This window comes from Paenibacillus sp. ACRRY, from assembly GCF_022346995.1.
GTDB lineage: Bacteria > Bacillota > Bacilli > Paenibacillales > Paenibacillaceae > Paenibacillus.
This window is the reverse complement of sequence record NZ_JAKRNM010000001.1, coordinates 1,927,193-1,948,040: the sequence shown is the minus strand read 5'-3', so window position 1 is coordinate 1,948,040 and position 20,848 is coordinate 1,927,193. Positions and strand designations below refer to the sequence as shown.

Below are 20,848 nucleotides of genomic sequence, written 5' to 3'. Positions count from 1 at the left end.
GAATAGGGATATTTGAAGTTTGAAGTAGAGATAGATAAGGGAGGGATTAACGCAAAATGATGCAGTGGATCGCCATGATCACGATGTTGATCGATCATATAGGGGCTGTCTTTTATCCGCAGGTTGAGGAACTGAGGATCATTGGGCGGATTGCTTTTCCCATCTATGCATTTGCTGTTTATATCGGGTATAAGCATACACGCAATGTACAAAAATACATCTGGCGTCTTTTTTGGATCGCTGTGATCTCCCAAGTCCCTTTCATGGCGGCATTTAATCACCTGTCATTAAACGTCGTATGGACCCTGTGGTCGTCACTGCTGGTTTTGCTGGTACTGGACAAACTGCCGAACCGATTACTGGGCATCCCGATTGTTATTGGGGCAGGCATAGTCATGGAGATGACGGCCATGGATTATGGCATGTATGGACTGCTGCTAGTACTGTTGTTCCGGTACTTCCAGGGACCTGTACTGGTGCTGGGGCATGTTTTGTTAACGGCTCTATATATCCAGCTCTACAGCAGTTCAGTCCAAATGTACAGCGTATTGGCTACGTTAGGCATTGCGATTGCGCAGTTTTACGGGGCAGGTTTTCGCTTGAAAGGACCAAGGTGGATCTGGCGCTATTTTTACCCGGCTCATCTAGCCATTATTGCTATAATACGCTGGACATAAAAACAAACAAGCCACCTGGCTGTCTGAAGTGACGGCCAAGTGGCTTGTTTGTTTTTTATAAATGAATCGTTTTACTCCACAATATGTGATGTGGAAGAGTCAAGCTGCGGCTGACTAGCAGCAGGGAAATATCCAATGTTAACAGCATATTGCAGCATATTGGAGATGAATGAGTCATCTGCTTTTGCACAGTGAATTCCGGCTGGTTCAACGTACGCTGTTGTTACCGGGCAGGCATATACATATGCTGAATCCTTCGCACCGTCACCTTCCAATTGGGCAATGGCAAGCTGCAGGGCTTCTGAATCCTTGCTGATGGATGAGTCGAATAACCAGCTGGTATATTCATCAAAAGGCAGCGTTTCGACTTCATACCCCGCACGATTGATGGAAGCAATCAATGAGTCGTAACGGATCGACTCGGGATTACAAATATGGAAGACCCGTCCAGCCGTGTCATCACGCAGAGCCAGATGCACGATAGCCTGGCTTGCATAATCGATCGGGGTAAAATCGACCAACCAATCGGCAGCAGGAGCTTTACCGAGAAGGAGCATTGCTTTGATCATCCGGTAGAAGGCATTGCTGTCAATGTTGGACTGGAAACGTCCCGTTTCCGAATGACATGTCAGGTTACCCGCACGGTAGATGCTTACAGGTACACCTTCCTCTGCTGCGATCATCAATACTTTCTCCGCTTCAAGTTTGCTGTCAGAGTACAGGTTCTCTACATGCAGATCTGCCGGGAAACGGTCATATTGAAGGGATGATTCCCATTGTCCACTGAGTGCCAGATCTTCCGGTATGCCCATGGTTGAGACATGATGGAAGGAAGCGCCTGGTTTGCTGCGAACCAGATTCAACAGGGCCACAGTACCCTCTACATTGGTTTTGGCAAACTGTTCGGCATCTCCAAAGTGTCTTACGTCTGCGGCACAGTGAATTACACGGTCAATCCGGGCTTGTACATGACGGGTCTGCTCAGCGGTTAAACCCAGGTTAGGCTGCTCCAGATCTCCCTCGATAATCTCCACACGGGAAGCGAGAAGTGTACTGATCTCAGGGCCGAAATATCCCTCCATAACCTTGCTTAAACGCTGCATGGCTGTATTACCGTCAGACGGACGACGAACAAGCGTATGGATTGTCACATCCGAATGAAGAAGGAGCTGCTGCATCACATGTGATCCAAGGTAGCCTGTAGCGCCTGTTAGCAGAACATGTTCCGGCTTGCGGATCTCAGGGTATCCCAGTTGGGATGCCAATTCGACGGGATGCTCAGCCAGTTGGGTCATCACGCCAGTGTGCTCAGCGGAAGGTGCAGTTTGCTCGGTAATCTGCGCAAGTGACTGTACCCGAAGTGCCAGGGAACGAATGGTTTTCTCTGCAAAGAAGTCGGCAATCTTCAGCTGTGGATAGTGCGGCTTCAGAATAACCAGGACATGGATTACTCGCAAGGAGTCGCCACCGATCGTGAAGAAGCTGTCTTCGATTCCGAAATCACTGTGTCCGAGAATTTCTTTCCAGGCATTGAATATAATCGCCTCGGTCTCTGTCTCAGGCATGACCCGATCCGGCCGGTTTTCATGTCTTTCCTCGTTTGGTAGAGATACCATCGCTTTCCGGTGAATTTTGCCGGTAGGTGCGATAGGCATTTCATCAAGCTGACAGATCCATTTCGGTACAAAATAGGATGGGAGCTTGTCTGCCAATTGGGCTTTAATATGGTCTACGGATAGAGTAGTGCCGTCCTTGGAAGTGAAATATCCCACAAGCATGTTCTGACCGTCCGATTCTTTCTTCGGAATGACCACAACATCCTGAATTCCTTCAAGGCGAGCAAAATGGTCCTCAATCTCACCAATCTCAATCCGATGACCGCGGATCTTCAGCTGTGAATCACTACGTCCGACGTATTCCAGCAAACCGGTATCGAGCAGCTTGGCAATATCACCAGATTTGTAGATTTTCTCATCGATTGCAAAAGGGTTATCAATAAAGGCTTGCTCTGTACGTTCTGGTTGATTCAAGTACCCTTTTGCCAGGGCTGGGGTAGCAATATATACTTCACCAGGCACGCCTACAGGGCAGAGCTGCTGCTCTTCATTGACGATATACACTTTGTAGTTATGAATCGGTTTACCAATTGGAATGTTAGCCACATGATCCGGGACCTGTTCACTGATCCGGTGTGTCGTAGTCGCCACAGTACATTCGGTAGGCCCGTACACATTGACGATATCAATCTGGTTACCAAATTTGCGCTGGAAGGCGCGAACCTGTTCTCCGTAGAGGGCTTCGCCCGCAACGGTAATAATTCTAACTTTGGCCAGCTTGTGGAACCCTTCGTCTGATAGATAGGATGCAAGCTGGTTAAAGAAGATCGTAGGCAGGATCGTAATGATCGTTGTACCTGTGCGCTCAATTGCCGTGGCGAACTCCTCTACTGATACACGTTCCTCGGCAGATAACAGATACAATTCTGCTCCATAGAACAGTGCGCCGATCGTATCCCAGACGGAAGCATCGAAGCTGTATGTAGCAAACTGAGTCAAAACGTCGCCGGCTTGTATGTCACAATCGCGCTGCACGACACTCCCAAGGTTGACAACCCCACGATGGGCCACGAGTGCGCCTTTGGGTTTGCCTGTAGATCCGGAGGTGTAGATGATGTAAGCGAGATCGTCCGGCTGAATATCCAGATTAGGATTACTTGCTGCAAACCCGGCCAGACGTCCGTCCACAGCCAGAATTTGACGTACGGTAGGAATACCGGAGAATAACCGTGAAGCTTCCGTGAAAGAGGACTCCTTGGTTAGAACAAAAGAAGAAGCAGTATCTTCCACGATATAACTATTGCGCTCCTGCGGATGCTCAGGGTCAATCGGAACGTATACACCGCCTGCCTTCAGAATGCCGAGCAGCGAGATGATTGTTTCCAGACTGCGTTCCATGAAGATGCTGACGAACTCACCCTTTTGCAGTCCGTTGGAAAGTAGTACACGAGCTACCTGATTGGCACGTTCGTTCAATTCTCTGTAGCTATACCGGCCAAATGGGGAAGTGATTGCAGGCGAATCGGGATACTCGGCTGCCGTAGCTTCAAACCAGCCATGGATGGTCTGATGCTCAGGTTCAGTCACACAGGTGTCATTCATCTCACGGTACAGCGTCCGGTCAGAGGCGGACAAAATATCCACGGAGCCAATAGTCACGTCTTCATCCCGAATCATGGAGAGAAGCAGGGTTTGGTAGTACTCAGCATATCTCATCACGGTTGCTTCTTTCAGAAGGGATGCATCAAAGAACAAGTCGAGAGTGTATACATCCTGCTCCTCACGGATACTCCAATTGAGCACCTGCGGAGCCTGAGGAAGCTGAACACTATTAAACATAAACAAGGTTTCCGGGTAAGAACCCGGCTGCACCGAAGTATCTTCTTTTTCTTGCAAAACGGTAATTTGACGAATTAGCTCACGGAAGCTCATCTTGCCATGTACCTGCAGCAGCAGAACTGATGCAGAACGATCCGGATCAAGTGTACCAATGCCTAATTCCTGTTCTCCCGATAACCGGAACAATAAGGCAGCATATGCCGACAAGAGCGCGTTATAAATTGACGTTGAGCCATACTTCTGAGTGAGTTCACGGCTCTGTGTTGGCTGCAGCTGTATATGAGCTGATTCATACGAAAATGATTGTTGACGGCGCCCAAAATCCAGTGGAATCTGGAGAACTGGCAACTCAGATTCCACTGTCTGGGAAGATGAAGAGTGATGATCGATCACGTCTATTTTCCTCCTTAATTATAACGTTCGTTTTATTGTTGTTTAGGACTTGCTTACATTAAAGTGAGAGATCAATTCTTGTAATTCTTCGGACATGCTGTTCAAACGGGTGGAGGAATCAACAAGGGTGATCAGGGAAGCCTTCTGGTCGTCGACGGAAGCGGCAATACGCTCACTGTTGTCTGCTGTTTTGCTAACGCTGGCAGATAGATCATCCGCAGTTGCAGTCATTTCCTCGGTACTTGCAGAGATTTCTTCTGTAGCACTGGAAACTTCCTGGATCTGATTCGATACTTTCTTCGCAGCTTCCAGAATATCTTCAAACAATTTTCCTGTCTGATCCGCAACATCAAGTCCGGTATCGACTTCTGCCGTACCTTTTTCCATTGCGCGGACAGCTTGTTTGATCTCGGTTTGAATCTCATCAATTAATACGGCGATCTGGCTTGTAGATTGTTCGGATTGTTCCGCGAGCTTACGAACCTCACCAGCAACAACAGCAAATCCTCGGCCCTCTTCACCAACACGAGCTGCTTCAATGGATGCGTTCAATGCAAGCAGGTTGGTTTGGCTGGAAATGCCAGTGATGATGTTCAGGATATCCCCGATTTCTTGTGAACGGCTCTCCAGAACCTGGATTGCTGAAGCCGTATTTTTTACAGATTCCGTAATCAGTGTCATTTGCTGAGACACTTGGCGTACGACCGTATTACCCTGCTGGGAACGGCGCTCCATTTCATAAGCTTCATCAGCTACATTAGCGGAACTGCTGGCAATCGTTTGAATCACAGTCGCCATTTCGGCCATGGCACGGGCACTATCGATACTTGCTTGTTCCTGTCCACGGATATTGGAGGTAATTTGCGTTACATTGCTGTTGATGGAATCTGCGTTCTCGCTGTTTTTCTCAGATACCTCGTACAACTCTTTGGCAGATTGGTTAACCTCTTGAGAAGTGACTTGCACTTTAACGATTGTGTCATTAATTTTGCGAACCATCGTGTTGAACTTCTCGTTTACAAGTCCGAGGTCGTCTTTTCCTGTCGGAATGTTGACATTCAAATTACCCCGGCTAACGTCATCGATACCTTTGATCAGGTGACGAATTGGGGATAGCGTGTTTTTGACTACTAGGTATTGGATAATCAGGAACAACAGAAGGAATGCAACCAGAATGATGATCCCGTTTTTAAGCAGGGATTTCAGTCCGGCAGGAACTGCTGTTGCATCTGCGTCGACTGCAAAGTAAGAGAAGATTTTGCCGTTGCTGTCCTTGATCGGATAAGCGATGGTTGTCCACGTGCCAAAATCATCTGAATAGAAAGTCGTGAAGGTTGGACGGTCGGTATTAAGCATTTCTTTTAATGCATTGGCTACAACAACAGGTTGTTCATACATGTCGCCAATATTAACATTATCGCTCTGGAATGCTTCTCTCAGATTGGTTGGCATGGCTACGAGAGAAGTTTCTCTTTTTGTATCTCCGCCTAGCTCTACACCAAAGATATAAGCTTGGGCGATATTCGGGTAGTACTCTTGCATTTCATCGAAATAAGCGCGTAACTGGGTTTGCACTTTTCCGTCATAGCTGCCTTCCGCAATAGCGGCCTCTACGTCGGCTGCGTTGATTCCCTCGGCCCACTTTTTAGTAATTTGTTCTACTTGTCCATGCAGCTGGTCTACGAGAACTGTCTTTTGAAAGTAATAGCTGCTCGCAATCAGTGCAACCCCGATAATAATGATGTTGGTAAATGAAAGTAATAGGTTTTTTGAGAAAAAGGACATGCTTTTCCAACTAAATGATTTCACTAAATTCCACTCCTGATCTTCTTGTAATTAACAAACCTTTTATTTGCTTGCATGAATGCAGCCAATTAAGTCATTTGTTGATCCCCCTCCAGAGCTTATGTATGCGACCATGGTCTTGGGTTCGCAGTCTTAATGCAGAGACTTTTGTACCTCATAATCCATAGGTGTCTAATTATTAAAACACATCTATACTTAATATGTCGTAAGAAATGTTGATAAATTGAATAGTTTTGTTAAAACTTTTTTAATAATTTACGTATTTGCGGACATACCACTTATTACATAGGTATTTAGAACTGTTTATTTGGAGGAATTTCCATTTTCTAGTCTCCGTATTTATTTTATAGCAGGAGGATACAAAAAAACACCTTTAAACCTTAAAAGTGACTCCATGCTTGAAAGCTAGTGTAATGAGGAGAAATTACCGTTTGTCTTTTAACGTAATAATATAGTGCTAGATTTCTTACACCATTTTAACTAACCATAAACTTACATAGCAGGAAATGGTGGAATTCGGGATTTGTCGTTAGATCAAATTTCCTGCTGCATGGCATTCGGCATGGATATACATCGGAAGCGGTTTTATCTATAATAAAGACAGTGTGCATTTTTCAAATCATAAGCAGGCGGGGGTTTATTTTAGATGAATCTGAAAAAAATTGCAGCAGAGCGGGCGGCAGAATACATTCAGGATGGAATGAAGGTTGGACTCGGAACAGGCTCAACAGCATATTTTGCGATATGCAGATTGGGAGAGCGTGTGCGCGAGGGGCTGCAAATTCAGGCAGTGGCGACTTCGGAAGCTTCGGACAAGCTGGCTCGCGAGTGGGGGATTCCGATCATCCCATTCGACCAGATTGGAAGGCTGGATATTACGATTGACGGTGCAGATGAGGTCGACCCTCATTTCAATCTGATCAAGGGCGGCGGCGGTGCTCTTTTGCGTGAAAAAATCGTGGCGGCTAACAGTGATAAACTCATCATTGTTGCTGATGGCAGCAAGGCGGTTCAGCAATTGGGACAGTTTCCACTGCCGGTAGAAGTGGTTCCTTTTGCATCGGAATGGACCTTCCAGGCGCTGGAGAAGCTGGGCTGCCGACCAGAGTGGCGAATGAATGGGGATGAGCGCTACCTTACGGACAATGGAAACCTGATTGCAGATTGTCGGATGGAATCCATAGCAAACGTGGCTGAACTCAATGTACAATTAAACATGCTGCCAGGCGTAGTCGATAACGGTTTGTTTGTTGACATGGCCGATACGGTGATTCTGGCCAAAGATGACGGTAGTATTGATGAGCGCCATCGTTCCTAAGATTGATCAAATGATTGAAGGATACTTGGGCAATTGGCGCATTATTTGTAATAACTTGTATTTGGGAAGTGCTGCGTGAGGGATGAAAACGTTGCTTGGCATCGAAACGCAGTCTGAATTTGCAAACAATTGACGGAGGATTATGGAAATGCCGAATACGGAGGACAATCGGGAACTATCATTGCAATTATTCGTGGTTCTCGCTCGAGCTTACAATTCTGTTACATCAAGGTCCAATCGTGACATCCAGAGTCATGGACTGAATACGACAGAATTCGGGGTGCTGGATTTGTTATATCATAAAGGCCCGCAAGCCTTGCAAAAAATCGGAGAGAAAGTACTAATGTCCAGCGGGAACATCACCTATGTAGTGGATAAGCTGCAAAACAAGGATTTGCTGTTTAGACGTGCATCCAAGGAAGACCGCCGTGTCATTTATGCTGAATTGACGGAAAAGGGAAGAAATTTATTCACCCAAATATTCCCTGGACATCATCAGGTTATCATCGATGCGATGGAAGGTTTAGAGCCATCGGAGAAAGCTGATGCCATTCGCCTATTGAAGAAACTAGGACTTGCCGCTGAAGGAAAAACCGACTTGCGTCCATAACGCAGGCCGGTTTTTTTTGTTTGAGAAAAAGGGCATGAACTGGCTAAATGACTTGCAGGAATGCTCATAATATAGGAAAATTGTTCTAATATGCAGCTCCAAATGAAACGTTTCTTGTTGGAGTTCATGTATAATAATAAAAGCATTTCCCGATCAACAGCTGATTGAAATCGAATGACTGTATCATGGATATTCCATGATGGTTAAGACGATTGCTCAGCAAGAGGAGGGATAACGTAATGACCCATCAGGAAGCTGGGGAACGCTTGCTGAAAGCAGCAGGTGGGCTAGCTGATAAAATAACGGAGAAGCAGTATACGCTTCAACCTGATTTGATTGAACGTTTTGGTGAAAATGGCAGAATGCGCACCCAACAGGATTCGCAATATAGTTTGAATTACCTGGCAGAGAGTGTCCTGGTTAAGAGTCCTAACTTATTTACTCATTATATATCTTGGCTAAAAACGCTATTGGCAGGTTATCACGTTTCGGCGGATGATCTAGCCATTAATTTAAATCTAATCAAAGAGACGTTAGAAGAAGAGTTCGATGATGCATCCAAGTCACTTGTTCTAGATTATCTGGAAATGGGAATCTATCAAACCCAGCATCATGAGGTAACGCAGGGATTCGTCAACGAATCTTTTCCATACGGCCAAGCTGCGAAGTCTTATTTACAGGCGCTACTGGATAGCAGACGCCAAGAAGCATTCAGTATTATTGAAGCCGAGCTGGAAAGCGGAGCAAGCATTCGCGATATTTATCGTTATATATTTCAACCCACTCAATACGAAATTGGCCGCTTATGGCAGCTTAGCCAGATTAGTGTCGCTCAGGAGCACTTCTGTACGGCTGCGACACAGGCTATCATCTCGCGGCTGTATCCGCGCTGGTTAATTCATGAGCCGCAGCAGAAAAAGCTGGTGGCGGCGTGCGTAGGCAGTGAACAGCATGAGATTGGTTTACGTATGCTTGCTGACGTGTTTGAGATGGAAGGTTGGGATACGTATTATTTGGGGGCAAATGTTCCCAATGGCAGCCTGCTTGAGGCAATCGAGCGTCATCAGGGAGATGTAGTGGCTATTTCGGTAACCATGACATTTCATCTTCATCTTGCCAAAGAACTCATCCAAATGATTCGTAATCACCCGGCGACCTCGCATGTGAAAATCATGGTAGGAGGTTATCCATTCAACATTGATCCGGAGTTATGGAGGACAGTTGGGGCAGATGGTTATGCTCCCGGAGCTGATGAGGCCGTTGCCGTTGCAGAAAGTCTGCTGGCCCAGCAATCTGCCAACTGCAACGTTGGTATGATTCGCGAATAGAGAGGAATGACGTAATGTCTAATGAAACTGGCGAGATCGAAAAGCTTCGCAAAACGATCGAGCATTTATCTGATCAGATTATTCGCAGCAAGGAACAGGAAGAGCGAATTTTGGGCGAATTCTCCGAAATGAACAATGAGCTGGTGACGCTTCAGCGTCTGCTTGCTAAAAATAACGCAAGTTTGGATGCTGCCCGAAGAGAAGCGGTATCCGCAGGGGAATCCAAGAGTTCATTTATTGCCGTAATCAGCCATGATTTCCGTACACCCTTAAATGGAATATTAGGCATGGCTGAACTTCTGCAACATTCTTCCTTGTCCGAAGAACAGAAACATTCGGTTCAAGTGATTCAAGAGGCAGCGAGACTTCTGCTGAAGTTGATTCAGGATATTCTGGACTTTTCCAAACTGGAAGCAGGTCAGATGCGTCTTGAAATGGGAGATGTCGAACTTGAGCCTACGTTTAATTATATCGTTCGTTTGCTGGAGCCCAAGGTGATTCAAAATGGGAACCGGCTGGCCGTGGATTGTGATCCGCGAATCTCCGGGGTTCTTGAGGGAGACTCCACACGAATTACACAGGTATTAATGAACCTGATTCAAAATGCGAACAAATTTACAAAAGAGGGGTCAATAAGCATTCGAGTTGTCCTAGTTCAGGAAGATGAGAACTCGCAATGGATCCGATTTGAAGTAGAGGATACGGGAATAGGTATCGCCGAAGACGATCAGAAAACCTTGTTCCAACCCTACGTTCAGACGGAAAAGGGGCGTTCCAAGGAATACGAAGGAACAGGGCTGGGGTTGTCCATATGTCAATCTCTCGTGATGTTGATGTGCGGTCAGATTGGCGTCACAAGTCAAGAGGGCAAAGGCTCGACATTCTGGTTTGAAATTCCTATGGGGCGCAAGTCAGAATCGGTAAAACCCACAGTTCCAATGGGACAAGATTCTTCACATGAATCTGGCTCTCTACTCCAGGAACCTTATTCTCTGCCAATCTTATTGGCAGATGATAATCTGATAAACCGTCAGGTTGTTTTGATGCAACTTAAGAAACTTGGAATAATCGAGGTTGATTCCGTTTCCAACGGAGAAGAGGCTGTTGCGGCCTTTCTTAGCAAGAGGTACGGAATCATACTGATGGATAACATGATGCCGGTTATGGACGGACTTGAAGCAACACGTAAAATAAGGGCTATGGAGCAGGATGAAATGCGTCATGCCATTCCGATTATTGCGATGACAGGCAACGTCATGGATGGAGAGAAAGAAAAGTGTCTCGAAGCTGGGATGAATGATTTCATTGGCAAGCCGTTTACACTGGAATCCTTAAAAAACGTAATTCAAAAATGGCAGCATGCCTCGGAACCTCGGGAAGTGCTGAATATGAGCATTGTAAAAGAGATTGGCGAATTAAACAGTGACGGTGAGCAGTCGATACTTGAAATGCTGCTGGGCATGTATCGTAACGAAACACCTGGCAAAATTGAAGTGCTTCGGAGATACGTTGTCTCCGGAGATCATATTGCAGCTGCGGAATGTGCGCATGATCTGAAATCCGGCAGTTTGAGTCTTGGAATAGAATATTGTTCAACGCTTTTTGCCAGGATTGAACAGCTTGCCAAAACAGGTCAGGTGAGGAAGGCTGAGCCATTGCTTGGTGCATTGATGCCAGCATATCAGGAAGCCTGTGAAGCTTTGGAGAAAGTGATTATTTAAGGGTTTGCTGTCTTAACGAAATAGGTTAGGGCAGCAAACCTGTTTTTTCGCCTGAAAACGAGTGTACATAAGAACATGTATCCAAAAGTGTTTATGGAAAGAAGATCTTGAGAGGGAGAGAGAAGCATTCATGTTAATATACGGGATTACAGCACTTATTCTGGTTATTCTTATTTCGACTTGGATCGGAGGACTATACTTTTTCAAAACGGCTATTCGGCGAGCGCCAAAACCATTTTTAATCGATAATCCGAATCTAATGCCTGAACCGGATAATGAATTAATCAGCAGTGCATCAGACCTGGAATGGTTGGACATGCAGGATGGTGAAATAGTAAGCATCACGTCTCACGATGGGTTGAACTTGCAGGGAATATGGTTGGCTTCAACGGGTAAGTCGAGTCAGACGGTAATTCTGGCGCACGGTTATTCGGGGAGAGGCAGAGAAATGGCAGGTTTTGCAAGGTTCTATGTGGAGAAAAGAGGCTGCAACGTACTCATGCCTGATGATCGCGCTCATGGTCAAAGTGAAGGTGACGTCATCGGATTCGGCTGGCTGGATCGGAAGGATTACGTCGATTGGGTCCATTGGGCGATCAATAAGGTGGGGAGCCAGACAGACATTGTGCTGCATGGAATCTCCATGGGCGGTGCAACGGTTCTTATGACAGGCGGGGAGCCTCTGCCGGATCAGGTCAAAGCCATCGTGTCGGACTGCTCCTATACATCGGTGAAGGATGAGCTAACGTTTCAGCTTAAACAATTGTACAGATTGCCGGCCTTTCCTTTTATCCCTGTGACAAGTCTGATCTCCAGATGGAAAGCAGGGTATTCCTTCGAGGAGGCATCGGCTCTCAAACAGCTTGCGAAGGTACAGGTTCCCATTCTATTTATTCATGGAGAGGCAGATACCTTTGTCCCCACGGAGATGGTGTACCGGCTTTATGAAGCTTGTCCTACGGAGAAAGAGTTGCTGACCATTCCCCGTGCAGGTCACGGTACAGCTTTTCAGGTCGACCGAGTGCGTTATGTGGAAGTCCTTGAAGCCTTCCTGAACAAGGTAACGTTGCAGCGTGCGAATTAGATATTAGATATTAGATATTAGATATTAGATATGCTGGGTAGTTAAGAATAGGTGCTTATGCCAAGGAGGTGCAGCATGCCGCGTTCACGAAGAGTTTGTTCTTACTGTCAACAGGAGATGGGTGAAGACGAGTTCAAATGCAAAGCATGTGGCAATCTGGTTGCAATGAAGACCGTTCCTGCGGGGACAACACTAATGGAAGAAAACGAAGAGGCTCTATTGGATCGCTATTCCATAGGATTGCTTATTCTAGTTGCGATTCTTCTTCCTCCGATAGCGATTGCCATTGGCGGGGTAATGTTATTTAATGACGATCCTTACAAAAGGGACACCGGGAAAATGCTTGTCACAGGTGCCCTGCTCGTGTTAGTCATTTGGGCTATCATTCTAATTTCGGTCTCAGGAACGCTGACAATCCAATTCTAGATTAATATGGGGGTGCCATTCATGGGAAAAGAACAATTCGAAGCCGCGCGCAAAGCGGAGGCAGGTTACCATTCCAACTTTTATCAGAATAATGAGCTATTCGCAGACGGAACATGGATGGCTAGACCGATGCCGATGGTGATGGAGATGCTGGAACGTTTGCTTGCACACCAATCGGAACTGCGAGTACTTGATCTAGGATGCGGTGTAGGGCGACATACCATTCCCATTGCACAGCGTCTGCAGCAAACGAACAGCGAGGTTATTGGTGTGGATCTGCTGGATGAAGCGGTAGAAGGACTTCGGAAATATGCGAAGAAATATCAGGTGGATCATATGGTGAAAGCGGAGAAAGCAGACGTGGAGCATTATGATATCAGGCCGAATATTTTTGATTTCATTGCGGCATGTTCCTGCCTGGAGCACGTATCCGATGAAAATGCTTTTCTGGAAGCGCTAAATCGTCTTCAGGCAGGGACACGCACAGGAGGAATTCATTGCATTACGATGAGTACAAGTGTAGAGGAGCAGGAGATCCGTACCGGTCGGCGAATTGAGCCTTTGATCGAACTAAACCTGTCTACAGCCAAAGCCACCCAATTGCTTGAAGAAGCATATGCTGGCTGGAATATCCTGCTTCAGGAACATGTGACTCAGACCATTGAAGAAGAAAAGTACGATGAACCGACACAGTTCCGCTGCGAACTGCTTCGTTTTGCCGTACAGAAGCAATAGCAGAATCTGCCGGGAAGTATGAAGTTATGCAGCCCGGCAGTTCTGCTTTTGATTACAAGAAGGAAACGGTGTTAGTACAGTCTATTATCAGAGTATGGGGGAGACACATGAATACATATGTGGTAGGCATTGATGGTGGGGGAAGTCATACAAGAGTGGCCGTAGCCGATGGAGCAGGCGGGCATTAATGTAGAACAAGTGGCTGCCATTCAAGCTGGTATGGCAGGTCTGGACCGGGATGAAGAATTCGCGTGGGCCGATGGTGTTCTTGCCAAAACGGGCATCCTTGGGAGGAGAAGTGCCGTAAACGATACGCATATTGCTCATACAGCTGCCTTCAACGGTAGGCCTGGAATCGTGGCAATTGGTGGCACGGGGTCCTTGATCCTTGGCAGGACAGAGCAAGAAATTTGGCTTCGAAACGACCAGTTTGGGCACTATGCTCCGACGGCAGCGCGTTTTCTGTCTTACGATACCGTACATTCCGTTTTGGCAGGCCGATATGAGCAAGAGGATCATTCCTTTATCGAACAGATTCTTGCATATTGGAATGTGCGTTCAGTGCCGGAGCTCGCAGCGCATGGAGCTGCAGGGTTTGCTGATGATAAACAGGCGATGAATCGGAAATTCAGCCAGATGGCACCTTTGGTGACGGAAGCTGCCATGCAGCAATTTCCACTTGCAATGAAGGTATGTGACTCGGCGGCAGATACAGCTGTTGTGGGTATTCTTATGCTGGCAAGCTGTTTTCAATCCAAACAGGTCTCTTACACACTGACTGGAAGCTGTTTGACCTCATCTTATATGAAGGCTGCCGTTCAGAAAGCTTTAGGTCAAACCAATCCATCTACAGGAAGAGAATTCGATTACAAATCCAGCGAACTGCCAGCCGTTGGCGGCGCAATATTGGATGCTTATCAATTGGCTGGTATTAAGGTGAATCAGGGTACTCCTGCTGCGCTTCAGGATCAGTTAAAAGGGTACGGGGCTTGAACTTTGATAGGCTAACGACTACAATACGATAACGGAATCAAGCAAGTTATAGGGGGAATAAGAGTGTTGATTAATCTGAAATCACGCATACAGGAGCCGGAGGTGCAGGAATTGCTGTCCTACTCGGTTTTTCCGGACCCGGAGCAAGTCGGGCATGCGCTGCAACAATATGTGGATAAGGACGAGCTACTGCTGGATGGATATGAAGATGAGGGACAGTTAGTCGGCTTGGTCGGGTATGAGAAAACAGGGAACAGCGAGATTACCATCCAACATATTGCGGTATTACCTGAGAACCGATTCAAAAACTATGGCCGTGGCATGATTGCACAGCTGCTGGAGAGGTTTAATCCCGACAAGCTGATCGCGGAGACGGACCAGGAAGCTGTGGAATTTTATCGTAATACTGGGTTTGTCGTATACAGCCTTGGTGAGTTATATCCAGGTGTGGAACGATTCCGTTGTATACTGGAAAAAGACGAGGATGCAATTGAAGAATAGTTGATGGACCACCATTAACATGGTGAGACCAGTATTTAAATGAGAAACAGGGCGATTGACTTGGCTGGGAGCTAAGCCTTACGCCCTGTTTTTTGTCGTGAAAACACAAAATAACAGGAATAAAGTATTGCTTTGCAGGATAGTTTCAATATAGAATAGTTTCATTGGAGAATAGTTCGATAAGTGAACTATGTGGACAGAAAGGAGAATGAACATGAACACACCGGATGCCAAAAGTTTGGTGAACCGTTATCTGGATGCATCGTTCCTGGTAACCAAACAGTTTGATACTCGAATCCGTGAACAGGTGGGGCAGACCATGACAACAGACCAGTTCTGTGCTCTTCGTTTGATTGAGGAGAAACCATCCTGCACACCCTCGGATCTGTCAGAGCTCCTCTGCGTCGGCAAAAGCAGCATCACGGCACTGGTTAACAAGCTGGTTGATCGGGATCTGGTCCACCGGGCGGGGGATGAGCGGGATCGCAGAGTGGTCTATCTGACACTGACAGATACAGGCCGTCAGGTATATCGCGAGACAGAGCGGGAAATACAGCAGCTTCTGGAGCCGTACCTGGTGCACTTTAAGCCGGAGGAAGTACAGAATTTTATTGAATCCTTTGAGAAGCTGGCAACCTTGCTTACGAATGAGGGAGGACAGGAGAGCGAATGAGAACGATTCTGAAAGCAAGATGGTGGTTGATGGGGTTATGGGTTGTGGTGGCTGCCGTATTGATGTTCACAGCCCCCAACATGAGTGAACTGATTCGGGAAAAAGGACAGTTTTCGGTCCCGGAAGGGTACTCTTCCACCCAGGCAGCTGCCATCCTCGATGAAGCTGCTGCACAAAAAGGCGAACAGCAGGGCAGTCAGCTGGCACTTGTATTTTACAACCCGGATGGTTTGGGTACAACAGGCAAACAAGAGGCAGAAAAGGCTGTAAAGCAGCTGGAGTCGAAGAAAGAAGAACTCGGCATTTTGTCCATCTTGGAGCCCTTCTCCCAGCCAGAGCTGTCAGACAAAATGATCTCTGCTGATGGAAAGACGATCCTGACGTCCCTTTCTATCGATCAGGGAGATCGTACCGTCAAGGAAATGCGTGAGGATCTTAATGAAACGCTGGACTCGGTCAATGTGGAACACTACATAACCGGTAAAGGATTAATCGATGAAGATACGGTAGAGAGTTCCCAGGAGGGACTCAAGAAATCGGAGTATATTACGGTTGTATTTATTTTGCTTATCTTGTTCCTTGTATTCCGTTCGTTTGTAGCTCCGTTTGTCCCTCTGCTTACCGTGGGCATCAGCTATATTGTATCGCAGCAGATTGTTGCATTCCTGGTAGATGGGGTGGATTTCCCGATCTCGACCTTTACGCAGATTTTCATGGTGGCCGTCATGTTCGGGATTGGTACCGATTACTGTATCCTGCTCATCAGCCGATTCAAGGAAGAATTGGCACATCATGAAACGACGTGGGAAGCGATTATTGCTACCTATCGGACAGCAGGCAAAACGGTATTCTTCTCTGCTCTTGCCGTGCTGGTTGGTTTCGTGGCCATCGGTTTTGCGCAGTTTATGCTGTACCGTTCCGCCGTGGCAGTCGCAGTCGGCATTGGCGTGATGATGCTCGCTCTGGTTACCATCGTTCCGTTCTTCATGGCGGTGCTGGGCAAGAAGCTGTTCTGGCCTTCCAAAGGTTCACTCGAACATGCGGAGAGCAAGATCTACGGTGCAGCGGGTCGCTTCTCTCTAAAACGCCCATGGGCTGCACTGCTTATTGTTGCAGCTGTCTGTGTGCCGCTTCTGGCCACTTACGATGGGAAATTATCGTTTAACAGCTTGGATGAGATTGGTGAGAAGTATGATTCGGTAAAAGCGTTCAACATTATCTCAGACAGCTTCGGTCCGGGTGAATCACTGCCAGGTCAGATCGTCATTCAGAACGACGAGGCGATGGACAATGCCAAATATATGGCCGTGGCGGAGAAAATCAGTCGTGAAGTGGAGAAGGTTCCAGGAATCTCCGGGGTACGCAGCATGACAAGGCCGACGGGTGACGAGATTAAGGACTTCGAAGTGACCCAACAAGTGGGAACCTTGTCGGACGGACTCGGGGAAGGGAAGACGGGTCTGGATAAAATCCGTGATGGTTTGAGCGAGGCGAGCAGTCAATTAAGTAAAAATGAACCTCAGATCCAAGAAGCAGCAAGTGGTGCGGGTGAATTGAGCAAAGGTACGTCCCAGCTGCAATCGGGAATTAGCCAGTTGTCCGAAGGCCTTCAGCAGATTGAGCAAGGAATTCGTGACGGCTCGGCCGGTGCTGGTGATTTGCAAGCAGGGCTGCGGCAGGCGAAAACAAGTGCTGACCAGCTGGCTCAGGCGAGTAATCAGCTGCTTGACGCTTACCGTCAGGCTGGTGCAGGCGTAGCTGCGCTTGGCGAGGGTACCGGGGAAATTCAGCAACAGCTGACAGGCATATCTACGGCGCTTACCAGTCTGAATGAATCATTTGCAGCGCTTGAAGAAAGATACCCTGACCTGCTGCAGGACGCAGACTATCTGCGGGTCAAAGGTACGCTTGGTGAAACGGGAACAGGTACAGCCCAGCTTGCCCAGGCACTGGGACAGATTCAAAGCAATCTGAGTCAAGCTGCTGCAGGGATCAACCAGGCTAACGAAGGCTTCGCTTCCGCTGCATCCGGACAACAGGCTCTGGCTAGTGGGCTGGGTCAGATTGTAACGGGAATAGGACAGCTTGAAGCCGGGCTGAAGCAGGCAGCAGATGGTCAAGGTAAAGTGATCAGCGAGATTCCTTCCATCCAGGATGGACTCAGCCAGCTTCAGGGTGGTCAGGAGAAAATTAGCCAAGGCTTCTCGGACCTGAGTGGTCAGCTGACCCAATTAACAGATGGTTTGAATCAGAGTGTGGACGGAATTGCGCAGGTGTCCGGTGGTCTTGATTCCGCACAGGATTATTTGACACAGCTGCAGAATTCACCGGATTCCGATCTGGCCGGCTGGTATGTACCTGAAGAAGCGTTGAGCAACAAAGACTTTGCACAGGTATTCGATACGTATCTGTCCCAGGATCGGAAGACCATGACGATAGATGTTATTTTCGCTGAAAATCCGTATGGTATTGAAGCGATTGATCGCGTACCGGATATCGAAGCTGCGGTTCACCGTGCTGTACAGGGAAGTGCGCTGGAAAAAGCAGACATTGCTGTTGGCGGGGTAACCAGCACGTTCGCGGATTTACAGGAGATCTCCAACAACGACTATACGCGCACGGTTATGCTTATGCTCGCAGGTACATTTATCGTCCTTGTCCTGCTTTTGAGATCCGTGATCATGCCGCTGTATTTGATCGTTTCCCTGTTGCTGGCATATTTCACATCGATGGCTTTAACCGAAGCGATATTCGTGAATATTCTTGGTTTTGCGGGCATCAGCTGGGTTACGCCATTCTTCGGATTCGTGATGCTGATCGCGCTTGGTGTGGATTACAGTATCTTCCTGATGGATCGCTTCAATGAAAATAAAGGCATGAGAGTTCAGGATGCGATGCTGTACGCCATGAAAAACATGGGTACGGTCATTCTGTCGGCAGCCGTTATTCTAAGCGGAACCTTTGCTGCCATGTATCCATCCGGAGTTCTCTCCATGATGCAGATTGCTACAGTTGTTCTTAGTGGTTTGGTCCTGTATTCCTTGTTGTTCCTGCCGTTCTTCGTGCCTGTCATGGTGAAGATGTTCGGCCGGGCCAACTGGTGGCCTTTCCCTAATAAGGATCAGAATGATTCGGCGGATTCAGACCGTACGATGAGCATGTAGTTGTAATCATATATTGCCCCTACGAAATATGAATATTTTCGTAGGGGCTTTTCATTTTCGAGGGAATATGTGTATCTCGTCAAATTAAGGTATGCGCCTACGGACACCATCCCGCGCCTTGTCTTCGGTTCTTTCATATAGATATAGCAGTCAGTCATAAGTTAGCAGAGAGGGGCGACGGTGATGGTATATCGATATGCGGCCATTGGAGACTCGTTAACGGTAGGCACAGGCGCGCTGCTGGGCACCGGCTTTGTTCCTTTGTACCGCAGAATGGCAGAGATGAATGTTCGCACATTTGTGTCGATGGATAATATGGGGGTCAACGGACTCACCTCTGGTGAACTGATGCAAATGGTATCTTCCAACACAAGGGTACGACAGTCTCTGCGCGAAGCGGACATGATTACAATTTCCATTGGCGGAAATGATCTAATTCGCACATTTAAAGCCAGTGGAGGTATGCCAAGCGCAAGTAAAATGACACAGGTGCTGGGAGATACCCGGAGTAACGTGTCACAGATCATGAGACATATCCGTCAGTTAAAAGGAAACAGTGCCTATTTGGTCCGAACGATCGGATTGTACAACCCGTATCCTCAAGCCGCAGAGGCAGCGTATTGGGTTCGTCAGTATAATTCCTTTTTGAATGGTGCAGGGTCGGGGAACTACGCCTGTGCTCAGGTATATGACCGGTTTGAAGGCCATGAACGGGAATTGTTGTTCTGGGATCGTGTTCATCCCAATGCAAGAGGGTATCGTGTTATTGCGGACCAACTCAATCGTATGGGGTATAGACCTTTTGACTAGAGATCTCAATTAAGACATTATGGCTGTGGGCATACCTGATTCAGACTGGACCCAAATTAGGGCTTACGTTAAGATGGGGAGAATAAGGGGTTTTATCTTGTCGATTCATATAGATATTGCAGATGAAGGAGTTTTAATCGGTGCACAACATTCATTTACGTCCTCATGAGGATCAGGAACGGCAGCTGATACAGGAAGTGTTATCTGTATTTTCACCTCAATCCTGCTGGGAAGCGGAACGTGGATACGGCGGGATGAACAATACAACGTACATGCTTAAAATGGATGACGAGCGTTACGTTCTCAGAGTGTACGAAACACATACGGATCTTGTGAAAATTGCTTTTGAGCACCATGTGTTATCAGCACTGAGAGAATCGGACTTCGGACTTAGGGTACCTGCTCCGGTCAAAGCCATAAAGGGGGACGGACACACGTTTCATCCTATTTACGATCCGAGTAATGGACAGAACAAAATCGCAGCCCTCTTTACGTATAGTACGGGCAAGAACCCGGTGTGGAATACGCCAGATCAGCTTGTTGAACTGGGAAGTGCGGCGGGTTTGCTATCTGTGGCTCTGGCCGCACTGGAAATATCTCTTGAACCTGTATACCCGCCATATTATCAAATTCAAGAGGCGTATCCACTCTGTCCGCCAGAAAAATTGATACAGCTCTGTACATCACCACCGGGCGGGCTGCAGGCGTGCGCAGAAGAAATGCAGGATCTGCTACCTGTGCTTCCAGCTTTGTTCGAGGCTCTAAACGGAATGGAAAATCTTCCGCATCAACTGGTTCACGGAGATGTGAATGCATCAAACGTCTTGTCGGATGACGATGGCCGAATTTGTGCCATTCTGGATTTTGAGTTTGCCACATGGGATCTGCGCGTCATGGAGCTGGCTGTTCCCATGTCGGACCTGCTAACTATGGACAAGAGTGATGAATGGATGTGGGAGGCGCTGGAAGGACTTATCCGAGGATTTCGGAAACAGGTGATTCTGGAGCCGGATGAACTGCTGGCTATTCCGCAGCTTATTCTGCTGCGCAGTCTCGATGTAGTTATGCATTTTATCAGCCGAATGTTCGAAGGAACGGATGAGCCCGATGTTGCAGTTAACCAGATCATGAAGCTAAGAGAGCGGATCCTCTGGATGAATCGTAATGAGGAGCGGTTACGCAAATTATTAACGTGAACAGGCAGCTGCCAGTGA

Annotated in this window: 17 protein-coding genes; 15 read left to right on the top strand and 2 right to left on the bottom strand. The window is 47.3% G+C overall.

Annotated features, from left to right (window positions below):
* Nucleotides 1-56: 56 nt before the first annotated feature.
* Nucleotides 57-677, top strand: coding sequence for a TraX family protein (locus MH144_RS08380; protein ID WP_239299031.1), 621 nt, complete (start codon nucleotides 57-59; stop codon nucleotides 675-677).
* Between the two features lie 71 nt (nucleotides 678-748).
* Here MH144_RS08380 and MH144_RS08375 read toward each other — a convergent pair whose 3' ends face one another.
* Nucleotides 749-4,465, bottom strand: a complete 3,717-nt coding sequence (locus MH144_RS08375) for a non-ribosomal peptide synthetase family protein (RefSeq protein WP_239299029.1) — start codon at nucleotides 4,463-4,465, stop codon at nucleotides 749-751.
* A 42-nt stretch (nucleotides 4,466-4,507) separates the two neighbouring features.
* Nucleotides 4,508-6,250 carry a methyl-accepting chemotaxis protein gene (locus MH144_RS08370; RefSeq protein WP_239299301.1) on the bottom strand — a complete coding sequence of 581 codons (1,743 nt, stop codon included), beginning with the start codon at nucleotides 6,248-6,250 and terminating at the stop codon, nucleotides 4,508-4,510.
* Between the two features lie 667 nt (nucleotides 6,251-6,917).
* On the opposite strand from MH144_RS08370, the gene rpiA reads away from it, so the two are divergent.
* The 14 genes from rpiA to MH144_RS08300 all read left to right on the top strand — a co-directional run bounded on the left by rpiA (nucleotide 6,918) and on the right by MH144_RS08300 (nucleotide 20,830).
* Nucleotides 6,918-7,589 (top strand): ribose-5-phosphate isomerase RpiA, encoded by a 672-nt coding sequence (gene rpiA / locus MH144_RS08365; RefSeq protein ID WP_239299027.1) that lies wholly within the window; start codon nucleotides 6,918-6,920, stop codon nucleotides 7,587-7,589.
* A 148-nt stretch (nucleotides 7,590-7,737) separates the two neighbouring features.
* Nucleotides 7,738-8,199: a MarR family winged helix-turn-helix transcriptional regulator gene (locus MH144_RS08360; protein ID WP_095287899.1), complete on the top strand. Its 462-nt coding sequence runs from the start codon at nucleotides 7,738-7,740 to the stop codon at nucleotides 8,197-8,199.
* A 239-nt stretch (nucleotides 8,200-8,438) separates the two neighbouring features.
* The gene (locus MH144_RS08355; RefSeq protein ID WP_239299025.1) at nucleotides 8,439-9,527 is read left to right on the top strand and encodes a cobalamin B12-binding domain-containing protein; all 1,089 of its coding nucleotides are present in this window, start codon (nucleotides 8,439-8,441) and stop codon (nucleotides 9,525-9,527) included.
* A 14-nt stretch (nucleotides 9,528-9,541) separates the two neighbouring features.
* Nucleotides 9,542-11,248, top strand: coding sequence for a hybrid sensor histidine kinase/response regulator (locus MH144_RS08350; RefSeq protein ID WP_239299024.1), 1,707 nt, complete (start codon nucleotides 9,542-9,544; stop codon nucleotides 11,246-11,248).
* Between the two features lie 130 nt (nucleotides 11,249-11,378).
* On the top strand, nucleotides 11,379-12,332 hold the full coding sequence (locus MH144_RS08345) for an alpha/beta hydrolase (protein WP_239299023.1): 954 nt from the start codon (nucleotides 11,379-11,381) through the stop codon (nucleotides 12,330-12,332).
* A 75-nt stretch (nucleotides 12,333-12,407) separates the two neighbouring features.
* Nucleotides 12,408-12,758: a hypothetical protein gene (locus MH144_RS08340; RefSeq protein ID WP_239299022.1), complete on the top strand. Its 351-nt coding sequence runs from the start codon at nucleotides 12,408-12,410 to the stop codon at nucleotides 12,756-12,758.
* A 21-nt stretch (nucleotides 12,759-12,779) separates the two neighbouring features.
* Nucleotides 12,780-13,493 carry a class I SAM-dependent methyltransferase gene (locus MH144_RS08335; RefSeq protein WP_239299021.1) on the top strand — a complete coding sequence of 238 codons (714 nt, stop codon included), beginning with the start codon at nucleotides 12,780-12,782 and terminating at the stop codon, nucleotides 13,491-13,493.
* A gap of 26 nt (nucleotides 13,494-13,519) precedes the next feature.
* Complete coding sequence (locus tag MH144_RS08330) at nucleotides 13,520-13,681, top strand: hypothetical protein (protein WP_239299020.1); 162 nt, start codon at nucleotides 13,520-13,522, stop codon at nucleotides 13,679-13,681.
* Nucleotides 13,662-14,486 (top strand): hypothetical protein, encoded by an 825-nt coding sequence (locus tag MH144_RS08325; protein WP_239299019.1) that lies wholly within the window; start codon nucleotides 13,662-13,664, stop codon nucleotides 14,484-14,486. The genes MH144_RS08330 and MH144_RS08325 overlap by 20 nt, the downstream gene beginning before the upstream one ends.
* A gap of 63 nt (nucleotides 14,487-14,549) precedes the next feature.
* Nucleotides 14,550-14,987: a GNAT family N-acetyltransferase gene (locus tag MH144_RS08320; RefSeq protein ID WP_239299018.1), complete on the top strand. Its 438-nt coding sequence runs from the start codon at nucleotides 14,550-14,552 to the stop codon at nucleotides 14,985-14,987.
* A 214-nt stretch (nucleotides 14,988-15,201) separates the two neighbouring features.
* Nucleotides 15,202-15,660 (top strand): MarR family winged helix-turn-helix transcriptional regulator, encoded by a 459-nt coding sequence (locus tag MH144_RS08315; RefSeq protein WP_239299017.1) that lies wholly within the window; start codon nucleotides 15,202-15,204, stop codon nucleotides 15,658-15,660.
* Complete coding sequence (locus MH144_RS08310) at nucleotides 15,657-18,824, top strand: MMPL family transporter (protein WP_239299016.1); 3,168 nt, start codon at nucleotides 15,657-15,659, stop codon at nucleotides 18,822-18,824. The genes MH144_RS08315 and MH144_RS08310 overlap by 4 nt, the downstream gene beginning before the upstream one ends.
* 183 nt (nucleotides 18,825-19,007) lie before the next feature.
* Nucleotides 19,008-19,634: an SGNH/GDSL hydrolase family protein gene (locus tag MH144_RS08305; protein WP_239299299.1), complete on the top strand. Its 627-nt coding sequence runs from the start codon at nucleotides 19,008-19,010 to the stop codon at nucleotides 19,632-19,634.
* Between the two features lie 140 nt (nucleotides 19,635-19,774).
* On the top strand, nucleotides 19,775-20,830 hold the full coding sequence (locus tag MH144_RS08300) for a phosphotransferase (protein ID WP_239299014.1): 1,056 nt from the start codon (nucleotides 19,775-19,777) through the stop codon (nucleotides 20,828-20,830).
* The last annotated feature ends 18 nt before the right edge of the window (nucleotides 20,831-20,848 follow it).